Below are 17,679 nucleotides of genomic sequence, written 5' to 3' on the forward strand. Positions count from 1 at the left end.
ATCGCAAAAGCCGTTTCCGGCTGAATGAAGAGCGAGAATAAATCGAGAAAACCGCTCTTAGATCGCGCAACAATCGGGTGGTGGCCGTTGGCGATGGCATATATGCCGTAGCAGACTGACTTTGGGAGTAGATGATGCAGCAGAAACAGATGGGTTTTTCCGAATGGGGGATGTTGCTGGTGCTTTCCCTCTTGTGGGGCGGCTCCTTCCTCTTCAACGGCATTCTGGTGAAGACCCTGCCGCCGTTCACGATCGTCACGGGCCGGGTCCTGATCGCCGCGCTGGCGTTGAACATGATCGTCCGTGCAACCGGCCATACCATGCCGCGTGACGGCAAATCCTGGGCGGCGTTCTTCGGCATGGGCATCCTGAACAATATGATCCCCTTCTGCCTGATTGTCTGGGGCCAGACGCATATCGCAAGCGGTCTCGCTTCCATCCTGAACGCCACCACGCCGCTCTTCGGCGTCGTTGTCGCGCATTTCCTGACCGCGGACGAAAAGATGACCGGCAATCGCCTGCTTGGCGTTCTCGTCGGATTTGCCGGCGTCGCCTACATGATTGGCTTCGACGTTTTGCGTGATCTCGGCTCGAACGTGCTGGCGCAGCTGGCGGTGCTCGCTGCTGCTCTGTCCTATGCCTTTGCCGGGATTTTCGGCCGCCGCTTCCGCCAAATGGGCATGGCGCCGCTCATTCCCGCCGCAGGGCAGGTCACCGCCTCCACGGTCCTGATGCTGCCGATCGCGCTCATCGTTGACCAACCTTGGACACTAGCCGCCCCGTCAGTCGAGACTTGGCTGGCGCTGCTGGGTCTGGCCCTGCTATCGACCGCGATCGCCTACGTGCTGTTCTTCCGCATCCTTGCGACGGCAGGGGCAACGAATCTGATGCTGGTGACCTTCCTGATCCCGGTCAGCGCCATCCTGCTCGGCGCGGCCATCCTCGGCGAACAGCTGCAGTCCAAGCATCTGATCGGTATGGCGATGATCGCGATCGGCCTTGCGGCGATCGATGGGCGGTTGTTCTCCCGTTGGCGCGGGCGGGTGGCGTGACGGGTGAAGATTGCAAACCCGCAGGGTATGGCTACTATCCCGAAGACCGCAATTTCGGGCGTCGAGATGAAGCAGCAGGCAGGCAATACGATCAGGATCGAGCGGGCGTCGAGCGATAATATCGACGCGTGGGCGAAGCTTCGCGCAGCCTTATGGTCGGACCAGTCGATGGAGGAGCATTCCCGGGACCTGCGGCGGCTGCTCGATGATGACGCTGCCGATTTCCGCGGTTTTCTGGCCTTTCGGCCGGATGGCGAGGCGGTCGGCTTCGCCGAAGCATGCTTGCGGCGTGACTACGTTAACGGCTGCAGATCGTCGCCGGTTCTCTTCCTCGAGGGCATCCATGTCGAACCGGCGTTTCGGCGGGGCGGCATCGGGCGGGCTTTGCTTGAGGCCGTGCGCGCCTTCGGCAAGGCGTCAGGCTGTACGGAATTTGCGTCGGATGCGCTTTTGGACAATGTCGACAGCCACCGCTTCCACGCTGCCCTCGGCTTCGAGGAAACTCAGCGCGTCGTCTATTTCAGACAGCCGCTCTAGCAGGCCAGATCGGCGACGACGGAATCGAGGATCAGCATGCCCGACGGCGTGCAGCGAAGCCGGGAATTGCCGATCCGCTCGATGAAGCCGTGCTCCAGCAGGAACTCCTCCCGCTTCGGGTCGAGATCGCGGCCCGAAAGCTGCTGCCAGCGGGCGAGATCGACGCCTTCCTTCAGGCGCAGCCCCATCAGCAGCAGTTCGTCCGCCTGCTCCTCGTAACCGAGTTGTTCCTGGTCGATCATCCCATGGCCGTCGCGCTCGACAAGATCGAGCCAGCTTTCAGGCTTGCGTTCGGTCGCGGTTGCGATCTTCATGGAGCCGCGTGTCAGTCGTCCGTGGGCGCCGGGGCCGATGCCGGCATATTCGCCATAGCGCCAATAGGTGAGGTTATGGCGGCTCTCGGCACCTGGGCGGGCGTGGTTGGAGACCTCGTAGGCAGGCAGCCCTTCGCGGGCCGTGATCTCCTGGGTCGCCTCGTAGAGCAGAGCCGACTGATCGCCATCCGGAACGATAAGCTTGCCGGCCTTGTGAAGGCCGAAGAAGGGCGTGCCCTCTTCGATCGTCAGCTGATAGAGCGAGAGATGGTCGACCGCGTAGGAGATCGCCTCCTTCAACTCGCGCTCCCACTCGTCGACCGTCTGGTTCGGGCGGGCATAGATCAGATCGAAGGACATGCGCGGGAAGATGTCGCGCGCGAGCTTGATCGCCTTCAGCGCATCGGCAACGTCGTGCAGTCGTCCGAGGAACTTCAGATCACGATCATTCAGCGCCTGGACGCCGAGCGAGACGCGGTTGACGCCGGCGGCGCGATAGCCGCGGAAACGCTCCGCTTCGACGCTGGAGGGGTTTGCCTCCATGGTGATCTCGATACCATCTGGCATATGCCAGTGCTTGCCGATGCCGTCGAGAATGGCCGCAACCGTCGAGGGGTTCATCAGCGAGGGCGTGCCGCCGCCGAGGAAGACGCTCGTCACCGTCTTCGGCCCGCTCAGTTGGCGCACCGTCGCCATCTCCTTCAGGAAAGCCGCGGTGAAGCGCTCCTGATCCACCGGCTGATGGCGGACATGGCTGTTGAAATCGCAGTAGGGGCACTTGGCGGCGCAGAACGGCCAATGCACGTAGACGCCGAAGCCGGGTTCACCGGTATCGGGCAAAAGAGCGGCATAGCGCGTCAGGTCAGGCTGTTCCAAAGTGTCCACGTTTGCCCTTAGGCTTCCAGGCAGGTTTCGACGAAAATCTTGAAGGCGCGGGCGCGGTGCGACAGGGCTTCTGCGTCGCCCGGCTTCCAGCCGTGCTTTTCTTCCGCGCTCATCTCGCCAAAGGTAGTGTCATAACCCTCGGGTTGAAAGACCGGATCGTAGCCGAAGCCCTGGCTGCCGCGCGGCGGCCAGACGACAGCGCCTTCGACTTCCCCACGAAACAGCTCGGTATGGCCATCTGGCCAGGCCAGGCAGAGCACGCTAACGAAGCGGGCGGCGCGTTGTTCAAGTTCGGAAGCGCCGGCCTTGTCCAGCGCCACCTCGACCTTTTCCATCGCCATCGCGAAGTCGCGGGTGCCATCCGGCTTTTCTGCCCAGTTGGCGGTGTAGACGCCCGGGTCGCCGCCGAGCGCATCGATAACGAGGCCGGAATCGTCAGACAACGCCGGCAGTCCGGAGGCTTCGGCAGAGGCGAGCGCCTTGATCTTTGCGTTTTCCTCGAAGGTGGTGCCCGTTTCGTCGGGCTCGACGAAGTTCAATTCGGCCGCCGACTTCGCGGTGAAGCCGAAGGGGCCGATCAGGTCCTGAATTTCCCGGATCTTACCGGCATTGTGGCTGGCAACGACGATGGTCTTGGTTTCGAGCTTGCGCATGATGGTCCTATTCGATGCCCCAGATGCGGGCTTCAGCGCATTCGAGGCTGTTGCCCGCCGGATCGCGGAAATAGATCGAGCGGCCGCCTTGCGGCCAGGTGACTCCGGATTCGATGGCAACGCCGTTGGACTTCAGCCGGGCCGCAATTGCATCGAGATTTTCCCCGGAGACACGGAAGCAAGCGTGTCCCGCGCCGGTCGTGCCATGCGGCGGCACCTGCAGGGAGCCGGGCGAGGGTGGCTTGATCGTTTCGTCAGGGTTGAAGATCAGCAATACACCGGCACCGCAGCGAAAGAAGACATGCCGGTTGCCGCCCCGCGAGATCTTCGAAAGGCCGAGGATGCCTTCATAGAAGGCTTCTGCCTTGTCGAGATCGTCAGCATAGAGCGCCGTTTCCAGCATGCCTTCCAGCATGTCGTTCATCCGGCGATTGCCTGCTTCTGCATTGCGACGAGTTCGGCGATACCTGCCTTGGCGAGCGTCATCAGCGAAGCGAACTCCTCGTCGGTGAAGGGCGTACCTTCTGCAGTGCCCTGGATTTCGACGATACCGCCGGTGCCGGTCATCACGAAGTTCGCGTCGGTCTCGGCCGAGGAGTCTTCGAGGTAGTCGAGATCGAGCACCGACTGGTTGGCGAAGATTCCGCACGAGATGGCAGCGACATGGTCCTTCAGCACCCGCTCGACCTTGAGCATGTTGCGGCTCTCCATCCACTTCAGGCAGTCGTGGAGCGCAATCCAGGCACCGGTGATCGATGCCGTGCGCGTGCCGCCGTCCGCCTGGATGACATCGCAGTCGAGCGTGATCTGGCGTTCGCCGAGTTCCTTGAGATCGACGACGGCGCGCAGCGACCGGCCGATCAGGCGCTGGATTTCCTGGGTGCGGCCACCCTGCTTGCCGGCCGCAGCCTCGCGCTTCATGCGGTCGCCGGTTGCGCGCGGCAGCATGCCGTATTCAGCCGTGACCCAGCCCTTGCCGGTGTTGCGCAGCCACGCCGGCGGCTTTTCCTCGACGCTAGCCGTGCACAGCACATGCGTATCGCCGAACTTCACCAGACAGGAGCCTTCTGCATGCTTGGAGAAATTGCGCTCGAAAGAGACCTTGCGCATCTGGTCGGTTTTTCTGCCTGAGGGCCGCATACTATTCTCCTAATCGTCATGCCGAAGACGCGAGCAGCCTTCGGATAGATCATGCGTGCTGTGGTGTTGAGAGCTTCTACGATTGGCAGCGCCCATTTGCAATTTCCCTTTTGCCGCTGCGGGGAGATTGGCTATATTTTGTCGGATCATCGTCAGCACGGGTACGCAAGGCTTCATGGAGTTCAGATCGACGTCGGTTTCAGATGCAGTGGCTGCGCTGGATGAACGCTCTAAGGAAATCTTTCGCCGCATTGTAGAGGGCTATCTGGAAACGGGTGAACCGCTCGGCTCCCGTAACCTTTCGCGCATCCTGCCGATGTCGCTGTCGCCGGCATCTGTGCGCAACGTCATGAGCGATCTGGAAGAACTTGGCCTCATCTATTCACCGCATGTCAGCGCCGGCCGTCTGCCGACGCAGATCGGCCTACGCTTCTTCGTCGACGCCTTCATGCAGGTAGGCGATCTCTCAGCCGAGGATCGCGCCAATATCGATCGGCAGGTGCGCGCCGAAAGTCGCGACAATCCGATGGAGTTGATGATGAACGAGGCGAGCCGCATGCTCTCGGGCATTTCGCGCGGCGCCGGACTGGTCATCACCTCGAAGAGCGATCCTGTTCTCAAGCATGTCGAATTCATCAGGCTTGAGCCGACCAAGGCGCTCGCGGTGCTCGTCGGCGATCACGACCAAGTGGAAAACCGGATCATCGAGCTTCCGGCAGGCGTCACGTCATCGCAATTGACCGAGGCCGCAAACTTTCTCAATGCGCACATGACCGGGCAGACGCTGCCGGAACTGCGCAATCAGTTGAGCCGACTGAAGGATGATGTGCGCCGCGAGCTAGACACGCTGTCGCAGGATCTCGTCGAGCGCGGCATCGCCGTCTGGTCCGGTAGCGCCGACGAAGGCAAGCCCGCGCAGCTCATCATTCGCGGCCGTGCCAATCTGCTGGCCGGTCTCGCCGGTGCCGACGATCTTGACCGTCTGCGCATGCTGTTCGACGATCTGGAGAAGAAAGACAGCTTGCTCGAGCTTCTGAACCTGGCCGAAAGCGGCCCCGGGGTGCGGATTTTCATCGGCTCGGAGAACAAGCTGTTCTCGCTCTCGGGCTCGTCGTTGATCGTCGCGCCCTACAGGGACGACGATGACCGCATTGTCGGCGCCGTCGGCGTCATAGGGCCGACGCGTCTCAACTACTCGCGCATCGTTCCGATGGTCGATTACACCGCTCAGCTGATGACGCGATTGTCGCGCGGCACGAAGTAGAAGGGCTACTCCGGCAGAGTGTCGCCCGATCCGCCCATCTCCGCCGGCATATCTTTGTATTTTGGCAGGCCATCACGGATGCGCAACACGCTTTCCTGATAGTTCACGTGCAACGCCGGGGCATAATCGAGATCGGGCAGAAGGGCTGCGTAAACGTCGGTGACGCCCCAGGTCGGGTGCTCCGTGTAGAGATGACCACCGCAGCGGTCGCAGAATTTCCGAACGCTGGTATCGGACCTCTGGTAGCCCTCGACGTGCTCTCCACCCTTGGTGACGTGGACCGCCTGGGGCTGCCAGAGCGTGAAAGCGTTGACCGGCCCGGCCGACCAATGCCGGCAGGAGGCGCAGTGGCAGTATCCCATTGCCACCGGTTCGCCGGTCGCAACAATCTCGACCGTGCCGCAGAAGCAGCGCCCGGTATAGCTTTTCTGATCGTTCATGGTAGCAGCTCCCTGACCCATGATGAGGCCGAAGCACTGAAGATTTAGGCGGCACTAAAATAAAAGAACTTTAGCGCGAGCAAGTCAAGCTGCCCCTCTCGCATCCCCCGCATCGGTTGCCTTACATCGCGCGCTTTTCGGTCACGCAGACTTGATTTTTGCCCGCCAAAGCTCGATATCGGGCACATCCTAAAAGACACCAATCACCGGAGAACGTCATGACTGACGAAACGACGAAGAACGGACCTGACGCAGCCGCGGCCGAAGCCGCAGCGGACGCCGCCGCAAACGTCGAGAACGAAGCCACGGTACAGCCCGATCCGCTGGAACTTCTGAGGACCGAGAATGCGGAGTTGCGCGACCGTTATCTTCGGCTTGCCGCCGAGATGGATAACCTGCGCCGTCGCACCGAGCGCGAAGTCAAGGACGCGAAGACCTACGCAGCCGCCGGCTTCGCCCGTGACATGCTGGCTGTTTCCGACAATCTGCGCCGCGCCATCGATGCTGTTCCGGAAGAAGCAAAGGCTGCTGCCGATGCTGGCCTGACAACGCTGATCGAAGGTGTCGAAATGACCGAGCGTTCGATGCTGTCGGCGCTCGAGCGTCATGGCGTCCGCAAGCTGGAGCCGGTCGGCCAGAAATTCGACCCGAACTTCCACCAGGCCATGTTCGAAGTGCCGAATGCCGAAGTACCGAACAACACCGTCGTTCAGGTCGTTCAGGCCGGCTACACGATTGGCGAGCGTGTCCTGCGTCCGGCCATGGTCGGTGTCGCCAAGGGCGGCCCGAAGCTCGTCGAACCCGAAACCAATTCGGTTTTTGACCAGAAGGACGCCTGATCCGATCGACCCGCTTCCGCGGGCCTGATCTCTCAGGCGCCCTAAAACGCACTAGGCATCAGATGCGGGCGAAGCGCTCGATCAGCAGATCGAAGAAGCCGTCCGCATCGACATCGCGCATGACTTGAACATTGCGCTTGCGATCCGTCACGTGCCACCAGTCGACAACGGTCATGCCGACCGTCAGTTCCGACTTAACTTCGATCTCGACATTGCAGGTCCGCCCCTTGAAAAGCTCGGGCTTCAAGAGATAGGCGATTACGGTCGGATCGTGCAGCGGGCCGCCGTCCGAGCCATACTTTTCGACATCGAAGCGCTCGAAGAATTCCAGCATCTCGACCATGGCGATGGCCGGGCGCGTGCCGAGATCGGCCATGCGCTTGACGCGGTCCTGGCGGGTCAGGAGCTTGTGCGTGACGTCGAGCGGCATCATCACGATCGGTATGCCGGAGCGAAGGACGATGTCGGCGGCCTCGGGGTCCACGTAGATGTTGAACTCGGCGGCCGGCGTAATGTTGCCGCCTTCAAAGAAGCCGCCGCCCATCATGACGAGTTCACGGACACGCGGGACGATGTCGGGCGCTTTCTGGAAGGCCAAGCCGATGTTGGTCAGCGGCCCAAGCGTACAGAGCGTCACGGTGCCTTGCGGCTCGCTGCGCAGCGTGTCGATGATGAAGTCCACGGAATGCTGCGGCTGCAGAGCCATGGTCGGCTCGTCAAGGACAGGACCGTCGAGTCCCGTCTTGCCGTGGACGTGCTCCGCAGTGACGAGCTTGCGCGCGATCGGCTTGTCGGCGCCGGCAAAGACCTTCGTATCGGTACGGCCGCAGAGCTCGCAGACAATGCGCGCGTTGCGGCTCGTATAGGACAGCGGAACGTTGCCGGCGACCGTAGTGATCCCCAGCACCTGAAGTTCTTCCGGGCTGCCGAATGCCAGCATGATGGCCGCGGCGTCGTCCTGACCGGGGTCAGTGTCGATAATGATCTTCCTAGGGTCCGCCATTCCGGTCGTTCCATCCTCATGGTGCGCGTCTTCGTTGCATGCACCGTTTGTTTATGCTTCCGTCGCAAATCGGCACAGCCGCCGCGGGCACGTTTTGATGCGAGGCGGCGCTTGCTTTGTCAAGGTCGGACCGTTGCGGGGCTTTCCAAGTGCGAGCGCGACATCCGCCTTGCGCCTGCGCCTGTCAGTTCCCATATTGGAAACATTCGGATGCTGTATTCAGGTCCGGCAAGGTCGCTTGAATCAAGGACTTGAAGACGATGAGCCGCATGACGCCTTTCGCAAGCCCGCTACTCCTGGGCTTTGACGCCATGGAAAAGACGCTGGAGCGCCTTTCCAAGGCCAGCGACGGATATCCCCCCTACAATATCGAGCGAGTTGCCGCCGACCGTGCTTCCGGCGATCCGGAGAGGTTGCGCATAACCCTGGCCGTCGCCGGCTTCAGCGAAGAAGAATTAGACGTTTCGGTCGAGGAGAATCAGCTTTCAATTCGCGGTCGCCAGGTCGAGCAGGGGGAGCGGGATTACCTGTATCGCGGCATCGCCGCACGCCAGTTCCAGCGGACTTTCGTTCTGGCCGACGGGATGCAGGTTTTGGGCGCTTGCCTGAAGAACGGATTGCTCTCGGTGGATCTCATCCGCCCGGAGCCCAGCCGTATGGTGAAGAAAATTAACATTTCGGTCTCACAGTAGGACAACGGCGCATGTTGAGCCGTTGGTCCCTTCTCTTGGAGGTACAGGAATGTTGATGAAAGAAGCCAATTCGCACCTGACCAAAACCGAACTTGCCGGTATCGGCAACGGCGAGGTCGCCTATATCCGCAAGATGCGCAACGAAGAAGTTGCCAAGTGCTTCCCGGAAGCGCCCGACATCGATCCGAGCGTTGACCTTTGGGCGCTATTCGGCGCCGATGGCACGCCGATCCTGTTGACTGACAATCGTTCCAGCACCTTCTTCAAGGCAGCCGAGGATGAACTGAAAACGGTGAGCCTGCACTAAGGCAGGCTCAGACGCGCTTGAATGTGAGATAGGCGGAAGATCTGCCTTCGCGCCGTGCCTTGGCCTCGTAGCGTGTGCTCGGCCAACCCTCGTAGGGCTTCAGCCAATCTGCTGCATCCTGTGCAAGCCAGTCGAAGCCGCCATGGTCGCGGCACTTCAGAAGCGTCCAGTTGACGTAGGTATCGATGTCCGAGGCGAAGCAGAACAGCCCGCCCGGCTTTAGCACGCGGTGGAAGCGGTCGAGATTGGTTTTCGACACGAAGCGGCGCTTCCAATGCTTCCGCTTTGGCCACGGATCCGGGTAGAGCAGGTCGATCTGGTCGATCGAGGCGTCCGGCAACCAATCCAGCAATTGCGTCGCATCGTCGTTGTAGACGCGGACATTCCTGGCGTCCGCCTTGTCGACGTTCGTCAGCAGCTTCTGCATGGAATTGATGAAGGGCTCGACACCGATGAAGCCGGTGGACGGCATCTCGACGGCGCGATGAATCAGATGCTCGCCGCCGCCAAAGCCGATTTCCAGGCGCAGCCTTTGGGTCGGCGTCGGAAATAGAGTGTTCAGCGGCTCGGGCGGAGCCGCTGAAAGGTCGATAAGGAACGTCGGAAGCAGGGTGTTCAGTCGCTCTGCCTGATGTTCGCGCAGAGCCTTTCCCTTGCGGCGACCGAAGAAGGCTTCGGTCGCGCGTCCGCGACGTTCCATGTCGGTCATGCTGCTTCCTTGACCTTGACGGCGTCCTTGAGCGCCTTGACGAGATCAGTGCGCTCCCAGGAGAACGAGCCGTCGCGGCCAGCCTTGCGGCCGAAGTGGCCGTAGGCCGAGGTCTTGGCATAGATCGGCTTGTTGAGGTCGAGGTGACGGCGGATGCCGGTCGGCGACAGGTCCATGTTCTTGCGGATCGCAGCTTCGACCATGTCTTCCGTCACGCCCTTGCCGGTACCGTGCAGGTCGACGTAAATCGACAGCGGCTGCGCGACGCCAATGGCGTAGGAGAGCTGGATCGTGCAGCGGTCGGAGAGGCCGGCGGCAACGACGTTTTTCGCGAGGTAGCGAGCAGCGTAGGCAGCCGAACGGTCGACCTTGGTCGTGTCCTTACCGGAGAACGCGCCGCCGCCGTGCGGAGCAGCGCCGCCGTAGGTGTCGACAATGATCTTGCGGCCGGTCAGGCCGGCATCGCCGTCCGGGCCGCCGATGACGAACTTGCCGGTCGGATTGATGTACCACTTGCAATCGTCGGCGATCGGCAGGTCGCCGAGAGCTTCACGGATGTAGGGTTCGACAACCGCGCGCACCTTCTTCGAGTCCCAGCTTTCGTCGAGATGCTGGGTGGAAAGGACGATCGACGTGACTTCGGTGGGCTTGCCGTTGACGTAACGCACGGTCACCTGGCTCTTGGCGTCAGGGCCGAGCTTCGCGACGTCGCCGTCGCCCTTCTTGCGGGCGGTAGCAAGGAGCTGCAGGATCTTGTGGGAGTAATAGATCGGCGCCGGCATGAGGTCAGGCGTTTCCTTGCAGGCGTAGCCGAACATGATGCCCTGGTCGCCGGCACCTTCGTCGCCCTGCTGGTCGGCAGCACTGTCGACGCCCTGGGCAATGTCGGCGGACTGCGAGTGCAGAAGCACGTCGATCTTAGCCGTCTTCCAGTGGAAGCCGTCCTGCTCGTACCCGATGTCCTTGATGGCGCGGCGGGCAGCAGCCTTGAACTTCGAAGGGTTGATGACGTCGTTGCCGTCCTTGTCCTTCTTCATCAGGCTCGGCGGCAGGCGCACTTCACCGGCGATCACGACGCGGTTGGTGGTTGCCAGCGTCTCGCAGGCAATGCGCACGCCCCAAGGGTTGACGCCGGTCTTGGCGGCTTCGCGGTAGACCAGATCCACGATCTCGTCGGAGATCCGGTCACACACCTTGTCCGGGTGACCTTCGGCAACTGACTCGCTGGTGAAAAGGTAATTGGCGCGCATTCCGGGATTCCCCTCAAAGAACAAAAGCTGCGTAGTAGGTACTCAGTTCGCGCGGGAAAAACAAGCGTAGAAGGACATAAATATATCTTTATATCTGCGACTAAGTGGCAATTTGTGCCCAAAAAACGCCAAAAAGCGGCCGCTGTGGCCGCTTTCACTCTTGCTCCAAATTTTCAGTGGCTATTATTCGCTGTCTGCTTCGGCCGCGAGCGCCTTGACCAATTCCACGACCTTGCGGCGAACCTTGGGGTCGGTGATCTTCACAAAGGCGCGGTTGAGCTGCAGTCCTTCGGACGACGAAAGAAAGTCGACCACATAGTTGGAGCTGGAGGCTTCCGCCATGCCGGACAGTCCGGAGGACTGTTCGCCGGGGGCATCTTCAAAGAAGAAGGAGACCGGGACGTTCAGAATGCTGGAGATGTTCTGGAGACGGCTGGCACCGACGCGGTTGGTGCCCTTTTCGTATTTCTGGATCTGCTGAAAGGTGATGCCGAGGCTCTCCCCGAGCTTTTCCTGGCTCATTCCGAGCATCGTTCTGCGAAGGCGAATGCGACTACCTACATGGACGTCGATGGGGTTCGGCCGCTTCTTGTTCTCAATCATGGTCCTGCCCTAACAATAATTTTCAACCTTGTTTAAACCGGCATGCCCAAACCCACCCCAAAACGCCACGTTGCAAAGTCTTGCTTAACCACCTTGAAACATACGCTAAGAACGCCGATCCCAACCACTATGCAATTTTAGGGGTTTTCGGTCAATTCTGCTTGAAAACAAAACCAAAGCGAGAAACGATAGCAATTACAAACAGAAGTATTTCCAGCAACCAGAAGTAAGTTTGGCGTGGATAGCCCGCAGGACGATGCGCGTCGAAGCTCGTGATAGTTGCATCGACGAAGCCCGTTTCATTGAGATCAAGACCAGTAATGACTTCGCCGCGAGCGTTCACGAGGGCCGAAATGCCGCTGTTACCATTACGAATCAGCGGCAGCCCGGTCTCCACGGCACGCAGCCTGGCCTGCTGGAAGTGCTGGTAGGGTCCAGGTGTAGCGCCGAACCAGGCATCGTTCGTGACGTTGAGGATGGCATTGGCGGCACCAAGGTCGCCCGTCATCTCGTCAGGGAAAATGATCTCGTAGCAGACGAGCGGATAGAATTTGATCCCGGTCGGCAAGGCCAGCAGCTGGCGGCTGGCGGCGGGCGAGAAGCCACCCGGCATCTCGACCACGTTCTGGATGCCGAAATCGTCGAGGACGCTCTCGAACGGTACGTATTCGCCGAACGGCACAAGATGCACCTTGTCGGCGGCGCCAACGATCTGTCCCCGGCCATCGATGACGTAGATCGAATTGTAGTAGCGCGGCGGATTGCCGGGCCCGGTATCCTCCACCCGAACGGCGCCAGCGATCAGGATCTGGTTGTCGTCGAGCGTATCGGCGATCCGGCTGAGTGCATCCTGATTGTCGGTGAGTATGAAGGGAATGGCCGTCTCCGGCCAAACGATGATGTCGGGCTTCCGGCCGCCATCCTTCGGGGGCTCTGCCGAGAGCTTCAGGTGTTTCTCGAAGATGGCGGCGCGGTCGCCGTCGGTGTCCATCTTCGCGGTCTGCTCGATCATCGGCTGAACGAGGCGGATGATAGGGCTTTTGGCGTCCGCCGCTGGTGTCGGCTGCGGGCCATAAAGGATATAGGCGCCGTAGCCGATATGCGCAGCGAACAGCAGAGCCGCCAGGGAGAGACCGAGCTTGGTGCCCTGGCGGGTGCCGAGCAGTGCGGGCGCGGCGAAGACGAAGACCGACAGTGATGTGATACCCATGATGCCGATGACATGCGCCGATTGCATCATGAGGGGCACGGGCGTCATGCCGTAGCCGACCGCGTTCCAGGGAAAGCCGGTGAAAAGCACGCTCCTCAGCCATTCGAGCAATCCGAAGCTCGCAGCAAGTGCCGCAATCCGCCCCATGCCATCGGACCACAGGGTCCGTGCCAGCGCGGCGGCAATTCCGTAATAGATGGCGAGCACCGCAGGCAGGCCGAAGATCGCCAGCGGCAGCGCCCATGCAAAAGCCTCCGCGTCGATCATCAGGGCGTGGCCAAGCCACCAGAGGCCGGCAATGAAATAGCCGAACCCGAAGAGCCAGCCGACAGCGAAGGAAGGCCATAGACGGCCTATCCACCCGCTTTCAGGAGCAGCCGCCGAACCGTCGATCAGCCAGACAAGGAGCGTGAACGACACGAACATCGCGGCAAAGAAGCCAAATGGCGGGAGGGCCAAAACACCGACGGCGCCTGCAAGGATTGCCACTGCAACCCTTTTGAACCCCCAGGCCAGGATAACCCTGTCTGCAAGCCGCTCCATGCGCACTCCCGTCAAGCCGCGAATCAACCCGACCGCAGTGTTTCAAAAAAGCCGCCGTTTGTCGTGCTTTGCGGCAATCAGTTTGTCGTGGGGACGTCCGTCTGCCGCTCTTCGCCCTGGTCCGAGCCGGCTGTGCCGTCACCATCGAGCTTGGCGCGGCGACGAATGGCCTGGCGCTTGCGGGTAATCCTCACGCGCTTGATGCGACGCGGATCGGCATCGAGGATGTGGAACTCGAAACCGGGCAGGGCCTGCACCACCTCGCCCCGCACCGGAATGCGTCCAAGCTCGGAGAAGATCAGGCCGCCCAGCGTGTCGACTTCGTCGACCTGCTCGGTGATGTCGAAGTCCGGTCCGATCGCCTCGGCGATCTCCTCCAGTTCGACACGCGCATCCGCGACGAAGACGTCTTCCGACACCCGCTTGAACATCACCTCTTCGTCGTCGTGTTCGTCATCGATGTCGCCGACGACCATCTCGACGATGTCCTCGTGCGACGCCAGGCCGTCAGTGCCGCCATATTCGTCGATGACGAGCGCCATCTGCGTGCGGTTCACCTGCATGCGGCGAAGCAGATCCGACGCGAGCATGGATGGCGGGACGAAGAGGATCTTGCGGATGATCCCGGCCTCCGACAGGGTCTTCTGCAGGTCGACGCGGCTGAGATCGAAATTCGCCTTCACGGAGCGGGTCGGCTTCTGCAGATGTTCGGGGGAAACGTCCACGAGAGGCGTCGCCGGCTTGATGGCCCTGGCGCTACCGCGGCGCTTGTTCCGCGCCTGCTTGGCGACGTAGGAGAGGAGATCACGGATATGCACCATGCCGCGCGGGTCGTCGAGCGTATCGGCATAGACGGGCATACGCGAACGACCGGATTCCTCGAACAGGATCATCAACTCGCCGATGGTGATGTTCTGATCGACGGCTTCGATATCGGCACGGGGGACCATAACATCGGCAACGCGCACTTCGCGGAAGCGCAGAATGTTATGCAGCATCGCCCGCTCATCGGGCGAAAAGACGTCTCCGACCGCAGCGTCGGTCATCAAAGCATCCGCAATATCTTCGCGAAGGCGTGAGTTTTGCTGCGGTCTTAAGATACGCGCCGCACGCGACCAGAAGGATTGGGATCGTCCAGACTGCCTACTACTGCCACCCTCGTCGGAGGAGGATGATTGATCGGCGTCCTTGGCCTCGGCGGCCGGTCTCGTCGTAAAGTCGCTCATGGTTCCATTTTAAGGTCTTGACCCTCGTATGGGTCAGATAGGCCGAGTACCGCCAAAATGCGAGTCTCCAGCCCCTCCATTATTTCGGCTTCAGCGTCATTATTATGGTCGTAGCCGAAGAGATGCAAGAATCCATGCACGATCAGATGCGTCAGGTGGTCGTCAAAGCGCTTCTCGAGCTCGATTGCCTCCCGCTCCACGGTCTCTCTTGCGATGATGATGTCGCCTAGCATCGGACCTGGCACCTTGCCCGGCGTGACGGGAAAGGCGGGAAAGGAAAGCACGTTGGTCGGCTTGTCCTTGCCGCGCCACTCGGCATTGATGTCCTGGATCGAGGCGTCGTCCGTGAAGACCAGCGAAACCTCGGGCACCATTTTCGGAAATGGCTGTTTGACCGTCTCGCGCAGATAGTTGGCGGCCGTTTCAAGCACCCGGTCCGCCAATGCATGCAACGCATCTTCGGAGGGCCAATTGCCCTCCTCGACGCTAATCTGGATATCGAGTTCCGCCATCAGTCCTGCCGGCTAACCTCTTCGGTTTCCGTTGCATAGGTGGAATCGTAGGCTCTGACTATGCGCCCGACAAGCGGATGGCGCACCACGTCGGTATCCTTGAAGCGGACAATCGAGATGCCCTCGACGCCGTTCAGCAGTTGAAGAGCCTCCACCAGTCCCGACTTGACACCGCGCGGCAGGTCGATCTGGCTCGGGTCGCCGGTGACGATCATACGTGAGTTCTCACCAAGACGCGTTAGGAACATCTTCATCTGCATCGAGGTCGTGTTCTGCGCCTCGTCGAGGATGACGGCGGCGTTCGCGAGCGTCCGACCGCGCATGAAGGCGAGCGGCGCGATTTCGATAACGCCTGCGGTGATCGCACGATCGACCTTGTCGGCCGGCATCATGTCGTAAAGCGCGTCATAGAGCGGGCGAAGGTAGGGATCGACCTTTTCCTTCATATCGCCGGGCAAGAAGCCGAGGCGCTCGCCGGCTTCCACGGCCGGGCGGGAAAGGATGATCTTCTCGACCATGCCACGTTCAAGAAGCTGGGCGGCATGGGCGACGGCGAGATAGGTCTTGCCGGTACCTGCGGGTCCACAACCGAAAACCAGTTCGGCTCGCTCCAGTGCCCTGAGATAGGCGTCCTGGGTCGGAGTCCGGGCAATGATGGTCTTCTTGCGCGTGGAAACCTGTGCCATGGTCAGCTTGGCCTTGCGCTCCATGGTTGGCAGGCTCAGCTGATCGTCCGCCGCGACCGCCATGCGGATCGCGCCTTCAACGTCGGATCGCTCCACGCTGCCGCCTTTCTGGAGTTTCTCATAGAGATAGTCGAGGGTGCGCCGCGCCTGGTTGGTAGCGACGATGTCCCCTGATATAACGACGGAATTGCCCCGCGCTCGAGCGTCGATGTGCAGACGCTCTTCAAGCAGCTTGAGGTTCTGGTCAAACTGACCGAACAATTCGCTGGCGAACCGATTGTTCTCGAACGTCAGAATAAAGTGATTGGCGTCGCTCGCAATGCGTGGGTGGCGCGGTGAAGAAGAAACCAATTCTTGTCCGTTCAAGCGGTCGAGCTCCTAGGGTTTAAACCTCAGCCTCTGCTATCTCGGCAAACAGGCTGTTGGTTCCGGTTCCGGTGATTCGCACATTAATAATGTCACCGATTTGCAATGCTTTTGCATCAACATTCACGGACTGAAGCCAGGGAGAACGGCCTATAAGCTGTCCTGGCATACGACCGGGCTTTTCAAGCAACAGTTCGATCGTTTTCCCGACACAGGATTCGGCAAATTCCTGCTGTTGCTTCAGGAGAAGCGCCTGCAGGCATTCAAGCCGTTCTGCCTTGATCTCTTCCGGCACCTGGTCCTTCAGCTCCGCACCGGGCGTGCCCGGCCGTGTCGAGTACTTGAAGGAGAAGGCCTGTGCATAGCGGACCTCCTCCACCAGGCGGAGTGTATCTTCAAAATCCTGGTCTGTCTCCCCCGGAAAACCGACGATAAAGTCGCCGGAGAGAGCGATGTCCGGACGGGCGGCGCGGATCCGCTCAATCAGGGTCAGATACTCGGCAGCCGTATGGCGCCGGTTCATCGCCTTCAGGATGCGGTCGGAGCCGGCCTGCACCGGCAGATGCAGGTATGGCATCAGCGCTCGGAGATCCCGATGCGCTTCGATCAGGCGGTCGTCCATGTCGCGCGGATGGCTGGTGGTGTAGCGCAGGCGCGCAAGCCCGGGAATTTCCGCCAACCGGTAAAGCAGGTCGCCAAGGGTCCATTCCTGACCGTTGGCGCCGACACCATGCCAGGCGTTGACGTTCTGGCCGAGCAGGGTGATCTCGCGTACGCCGCCCTCGACGAGCTTTTGCGCTTCCTCGACGATCTGGCTGACCGGCCGCGACACTTCCGAACCGCGGGTGTAAGGCACGACACAGAAAGTGCAGAACTTGTCGCATCCTTCTTGGACGGTAAGGAAGGAGGTGACGCCACGCGAGCGGATTTTCTTGGCTTCGGCGATCGGCAGATGCTCGAACTTGTCTTCCAGCGCATATTCGGTGTCGACGATGCGCTGGCCTTCCTTCGCCTTGCGCAGCGCTTCCGGCAGGCGGTGATAGGTCTGAGGACCGATGACGACATCGACGGCTGGCGCCCGGCGCAGGATTTCCTCGCCCTCGGCCTGTGCGACACAGCCGGCAACGCCGATCATGAACTCCCGGCCTTGCTTGCTGCGTTCCTTCTTCATGTCGCGCAGACGACCCAGCGCCGAATAGACCTTTTCAGCAGCCTTTTCGCGGATATGGCAGGTGTTGAGCAGGACAAGGTCAGCCTCTTCCATGACTTCCGTCGGCTCATATCCGTCACGGGCGAGTGCATCGCTCATGCGCGTCGAGTCGTAGACGTTCATTTGGCAGCCGTAGGTCTTGATGAATACCTTGCGGCTGTTGCTGCCATCGCGGAGATCGGTCTCCGGGGCCTGAAGAAGGGCGCTGTCCTGGGTCATGGCCGGCTATTTAGTGGTT

Annotated in this window: 20 protein-coding genes; 6 read left to right on the forward strand and 14 right to left on the reverse strand. The window is 60.8% G+C overall.

Annotation, left to right across the window (positions count from 1 at the left end; genetic code table 11):
• The first annotated feature begins 134 nt into the window (after positions 1-134).
• Positions 135-1,052, forward strand: coding sequence for a DMT family transporter (locus tag FHX16_RS02060; RefSeq protein WP_183753269.1), 918 nt, complete (start codon positions 135-137; stop codon positions 1,050-1,052).
• Positions 1,053-1,118: 66 nt separating this feature from the next.
• Complete coding sequence (gene aac(6') / locus FHX16_RS02065) at positions 1,119-1,589, forward strand: aminoglycoside 6'-N-acetyltransferase (RefSeq protein WP_183860772.1); 471 nt, start codon at positions 1,119-1,121, stop codon at positions 1,587-1,589.
• On the opposite strand, the gene hemW is transcribed toward aac(6'), so the two are convergent.
• The 4 genes from hemW to rph are packed head-to-tail and all read right to left on the reverse strand — an operon-like array spanning position 1,586 to position 4,581.
• On the reverse strand, positions 1,586-2,788 hold the full coding sequence (hemW, locus tag FHX16_RS02070) for a radical SAM family heme chaperone HemW (RefSeq protein ID WP_259126396.1): 1,203 nt from the start codon (positions 2,786-2,788) through the stop codon (positions 1,586-1,588). The two genes, aac(6') and hemW, sit on opposite strands and share 4 nt — an antisense overlap.
• A gap of 8 nt (positions 2,789-2,796) precedes the next feature.
• Positions 2,797-3,441, reverse strand: a complete 645-nt coding sequence (rdgB, locus tag FHX16_RS02075) for an RdgB/HAM1 family non-canonical purine NTP pyrophosphatase (RefSeq protein ID WP_183860556.1) — start codon at positions 3,439-3,441, stop codon at positions 2,797-2,799.
• 7 nt (positions 3,442-3,448) lie between these two features.
• Positions 3,449-3,865, reverse strand: coding sequence for a VOC family protein (locus FHX16_RS02080; RefSeq protein ID WP_183860554.1), 417 nt, complete (start codon positions 3,863-3,865; stop codon positions 3,449-3,451).
• Entirely contained in the window at positions 3,862-4,581 is a 720-nt protein-coding gene (gene rph, locus FHX16_RS02085) for a ribonuclease PH (RefSeq protein ID WP_016552488.1), read from the reverse strand. Before rph ends, FHX16_RS02080 begins: the two co-directional genes overlap by 4 nt.
• Before the next feature lie 175 nt (positions 4,582-4,756).
• On the opposite strand from rph, the gene hrcA reads away from it, so the two are divergent.
• Complete coding sequence (gene hrcA, locus FHX16_RS02090) at positions 4,757-5,845, forward strand: heat-inducible transcriptional repressor HrcA (protein WP_016552489.1); 1,089 nt, start codon at positions 4,757-4,759, stop codon at positions 5,843-5,845.
• Positions 5,846-5,850: 5 nt separating this feature from the next.
• On the opposite strand, the gene FHX16_RS02095 is transcribed toward hrcA, so the two are convergent.
• Entirely contained in the window at positions 5,851-6,285 is a 435-nt protein-coding gene (locus FHX16_RS02095; protein ID WP_016552490.1) for a GFA family protein, read from the reverse strand.
• Between the two features lie 218 nt (positions 6,286-6,503).
• Between FHX16_RS02095 and grpE the strand changes: the two genes are divergently transcribed.
• Positions 6,504-7,124, forward strand: a complete 621-nt coding sequence (gene grpE, locus FHX16_RS02100; protein ID WP_183860550.1) for a nucleotide exchange factor GrpE — start codon at positions 6,504-6,506, stop codon at positions 7,122-7,124.
• Positions 7,125-7,182: 58 nt separating this feature from the next.
• On the opposite strand, the gene FHX16_RS02105 is transcribed toward grpE, so the two are convergent.
• Positions 7,183-8,127, reverse strand: a complete 945-nt coding sequence (locus FHX16_RS02105) for a nucleoside hydrolase (protein WP_183860548.1) — start codon at positions 8,125-8,127, stop codon at positions 7,183-7,185.
• Between the two features lie 260 nt (positions 8,128-8,387).
• On the opposite strand from FHX16_RS02105, the gene FHX16_RS02110 reads away from it, so the two are divergent.
• Together FHX16_RS02110 and FHX16_RS02115 are read left to right on the forward strand one after the other, a co-directional pair.
• Positions 8,388-8,819, forward strand: coding sequence for an Hsp20 family protein (locus FHX16_RS02110; protein ID WP_016552493.1), 432 nt, complete (start codon positions 8,388-8,390; stop codon positions 8,817-8,819).
• 49 nt (positions 8,820-8,868) lie between these two features.
• Positions 8,869-9,126, forward strand: a complete 258-nt coding sequence (locus tag FHX16_RS02115) for a DUF1150 family protein (protein ID WP_007799651.1) — start codon at positions 8,869-8,871, stop codon at positions 9,124-9,126.
• Between the two features lie 7 nt (positions 9,127-9,133).
• Here the strand turns inward: FHX16_RS02115 and FHX16_RS02120 are convergent, their stop codons facing one another.
• The 8 genes from FHX16_RS02120 to miaB all read right to left on the reverse strand — a co-directional run bounded on the left by FHX16_RS02120 (position 9,134) and on the right by miaB (position 17,660).
• Complete coding sequence (locus FHX16_RS02120) at positions 9,134-9,835, reverse strand: tRNA (guanosine(46)-N(7))-methyltransferase TrmB (RefSeq protein WP_183860546.1); 702 nt, start codon at positions 9,833-9,835, stop codon at positions 9,134-9,136.
• The gene (metK, locus tag FHX16_RS02125; protein WP_114711016.1) at positions 9,832-11,085 is read right to left on the reverse strand and encodes a methionine adenosyltransferase; all 1,254 of its coding nucleotides are present in this window, start codon (positions 11,083-11,085) and stop codon (positions 9,832-9,834) included. Before metK ends, FHX16_RS02120 begins: the two co-directional genes overlap by 4 nt.
• Positions 11,086-11,268: 183 nt before the next feature.
• Positions 11,269-11,688 (reverse strand): helix-turn-helix domain-containing protein, encoded by a 420-nt coding sequence (locus FHX16_RS02130; protein ID WP_018855116.1) that lies wholly within the window; start codon positions 11,686-11,688, stop codon positions 11,269-11,271.
• Between the two features lie 151 nt (positions 11,689-11,839).
• Positions 11,840-13,441, reverse strand: a complete 1,602-nt coding sequence (gene lnt, locus FHX16_RS02135; protein ID WP_183860544.1) for an apolipoprotein N-acyltransferase — start codon at positions 13,439-13,441, stop codon at positions 11,840-11,842.
• Between the two features lie 77 nt (positions 13,442-13,518).
• Complete coding sequence (locus tag FHX16_RS02140; protein WP_183753251.1) at positions 13,519-14,667, reverse strand: hemolysin family protein; 1,149 nt, start codon at positions 14,665-14,667, stop codon at positions 13,519-13,521.
• A complete protein-coding gene (gene ybeY / locus FHX16_RS02145) occupies positions 14,664-15,179 on the reverse strand; it encodes an rRNA maturation RNase YbeY (protein WP_183860542.1) in 516 nt (171 codons plus the stop codon). Before ybeY ends, FHX16_RS02140 begins: the two co-directional genes overlap by 4 nt.
• The gene (locus tag FHX16_RS02150; protein WP_016552500.1) at positions 15,179-16,231 is read right to left on the reverse strand and encodes a PhoH family protein; all 1,053 of its coding nucleotides are present in this window, start codon (positions 16,229-16,231) and stop codon (positions 15,179-15,181) included. Before FHX16_RS02150 ends, ybeY begins: the two co-directional genes overlap by 1 nt.
• 19 nt (positions 16,232-16,250) lie before the next feature.
• A complete protein-coding gene (miaB, locus tag FHX16_RS02155; protein WP_183860540.1) occupies positions 16,251-17,660 on the reverse strand; it encodes a tRNA (N6-isopentenyl adenosine(37)-C2)-methylthiotransferase MiaB in 1,410 nt (469 codons plus the stop codon).
• Positions 17,661-17,679: the final 19 nt, after the last annotated feature.

The sequence above is a fragment of the Rhizobium sp. BK661 genome, assembly GCF_024808825.1.
GTDB lineage: Bacteria > Pseudomonadota > Alphaproteobacteria > Rhizobiales > Rhizobiaceae > Rhizobium.

What these genes read in the sequence shown, in the direction of transcription:
- miaB (WP_183860540.1), bottom strand. Translation starts at nt 17,660, where the DNA reads ATGACCCAGGACAGCGCCCTTCTTCAGGCCCCGGAGACCGATCTCCGC.
- metK (WP_114711016.1), bottom strand. Translation starts at nt 11,085, where the DNA reads ATGCGCGCCAATTACCTTTTCACCAGCGAGTCAGTTGCCGAAGGTCAC.
- rph (WP_016552488.1), bottom strand. Translation starts at nt 4,581, where the DNA reads ATGCGGCCCTCAGGCAGAAAAACCGACCAGATGCGCAAGGTCTCTTTC.
- FHX16_RS02060 (WP_183753269.1), top strand. Translation starts at nt 135, where the DNA reads ATGCAGCAGAAACAGATGGGTTTTTCCGAATGGGGGATGTTGCTGGTG.
- FHX16_RS02080 (WP_183860554.1), bottom strand. Translation starts at nt 3,865, where the DNA reads ATGAACGACATGCTGGAAGGCATGCTGGAAACGGCGCTCTATGCTGAC.
- FHX16_RS02140 (WP_183753251.1), bottom strand. Translation starts at nt 14,667, where the DNA reads ATGAGCGACTTTACGACGAGACCGGCCGCCGAGGCCAAGGACGCCGAT.
- FHX16_RS02120 (WP_183860546.1), bottom strand. Translation starts at nt 9,835, where the DNA reads ATGACCGACATGGAACGTCGCGGACGCGCGACCGAAGCCTTCTTCGGT.
- FHX16_RS02095 (WP_016552490.1), bottom strand. Translation starts at nt 6,285, where the DNA reads ATGAACGATCAGAAAAGCTATACCGGGCGCTGCTTCTGCGGCACGGTC.
- lnt (WP_183860544.1), bottom strand. Translation starts at nt 13,441, where the DNA reads ATGGAGCGGCTTGCAGACAGGGTTATCCTGGCCTGGGGGTTCAAAAGG.
- FHX16_RS02105 (WP_183860548.1), bottom strand. Translation starts at nt 8,127, where the DNA reads ATGGCGGACCCTAGGAAGATCATTATCGACACTGACCCCGGTCAGGAC.
- hrcA (WP_016552489.1), top strand. Translation starts at nt 4,757, where the DNA reads ATGGAGTTCAGATCGACGTCGGTTTCAGATGCAGTGGCTGCGCTGGAT.
- rdgB (WP_183860556.1), bottom strand. Translation starts at nt 3,441, where the DNA reads ATGCGCAAGCTCGAAACCAAGACCATCGTCGTTGCCAGCCACAATGCC.
- ybeY (WP_183860542.1), bottom strand. Translation starts at nt 15,179, where the DNA reads ATGGCGGAACTCGATATCCAGATTAGCGTCGAGGAGGGCAATTGGCCC.
- FHX16_RS02130 (WP_018855116.1), bottom strand. Translation starts at nt 11,688, where the DNA reads ATGATTGAGAACAAGAAGCGGCCGAACCCCATCGACGTCCATGTAGGT.
- FHX16_RS02115 (WP_007799651.1), top strand. Translation starts at nt 8,869, where the DNA reads ATGTTGATGAAAGAAGCCAATTCGCACCTGACCAAAACCGAACTTGCC.
- grpE (WP_183860550.1), top strand. Translation starts at nt 6,504, where the DNA reads ATGACTGACGAAACGACGAAGAACGGACCTGACGCAGCCGCGGCCGAA.
- FHX16_RS02110 (WP_016552493.1), top strand. Translation starts at nt 8,388, where the DNA reads ATGAGCCGCATGACGCCTTTCGCAAGCCCGCTACTCCTGGGCTTTGAC.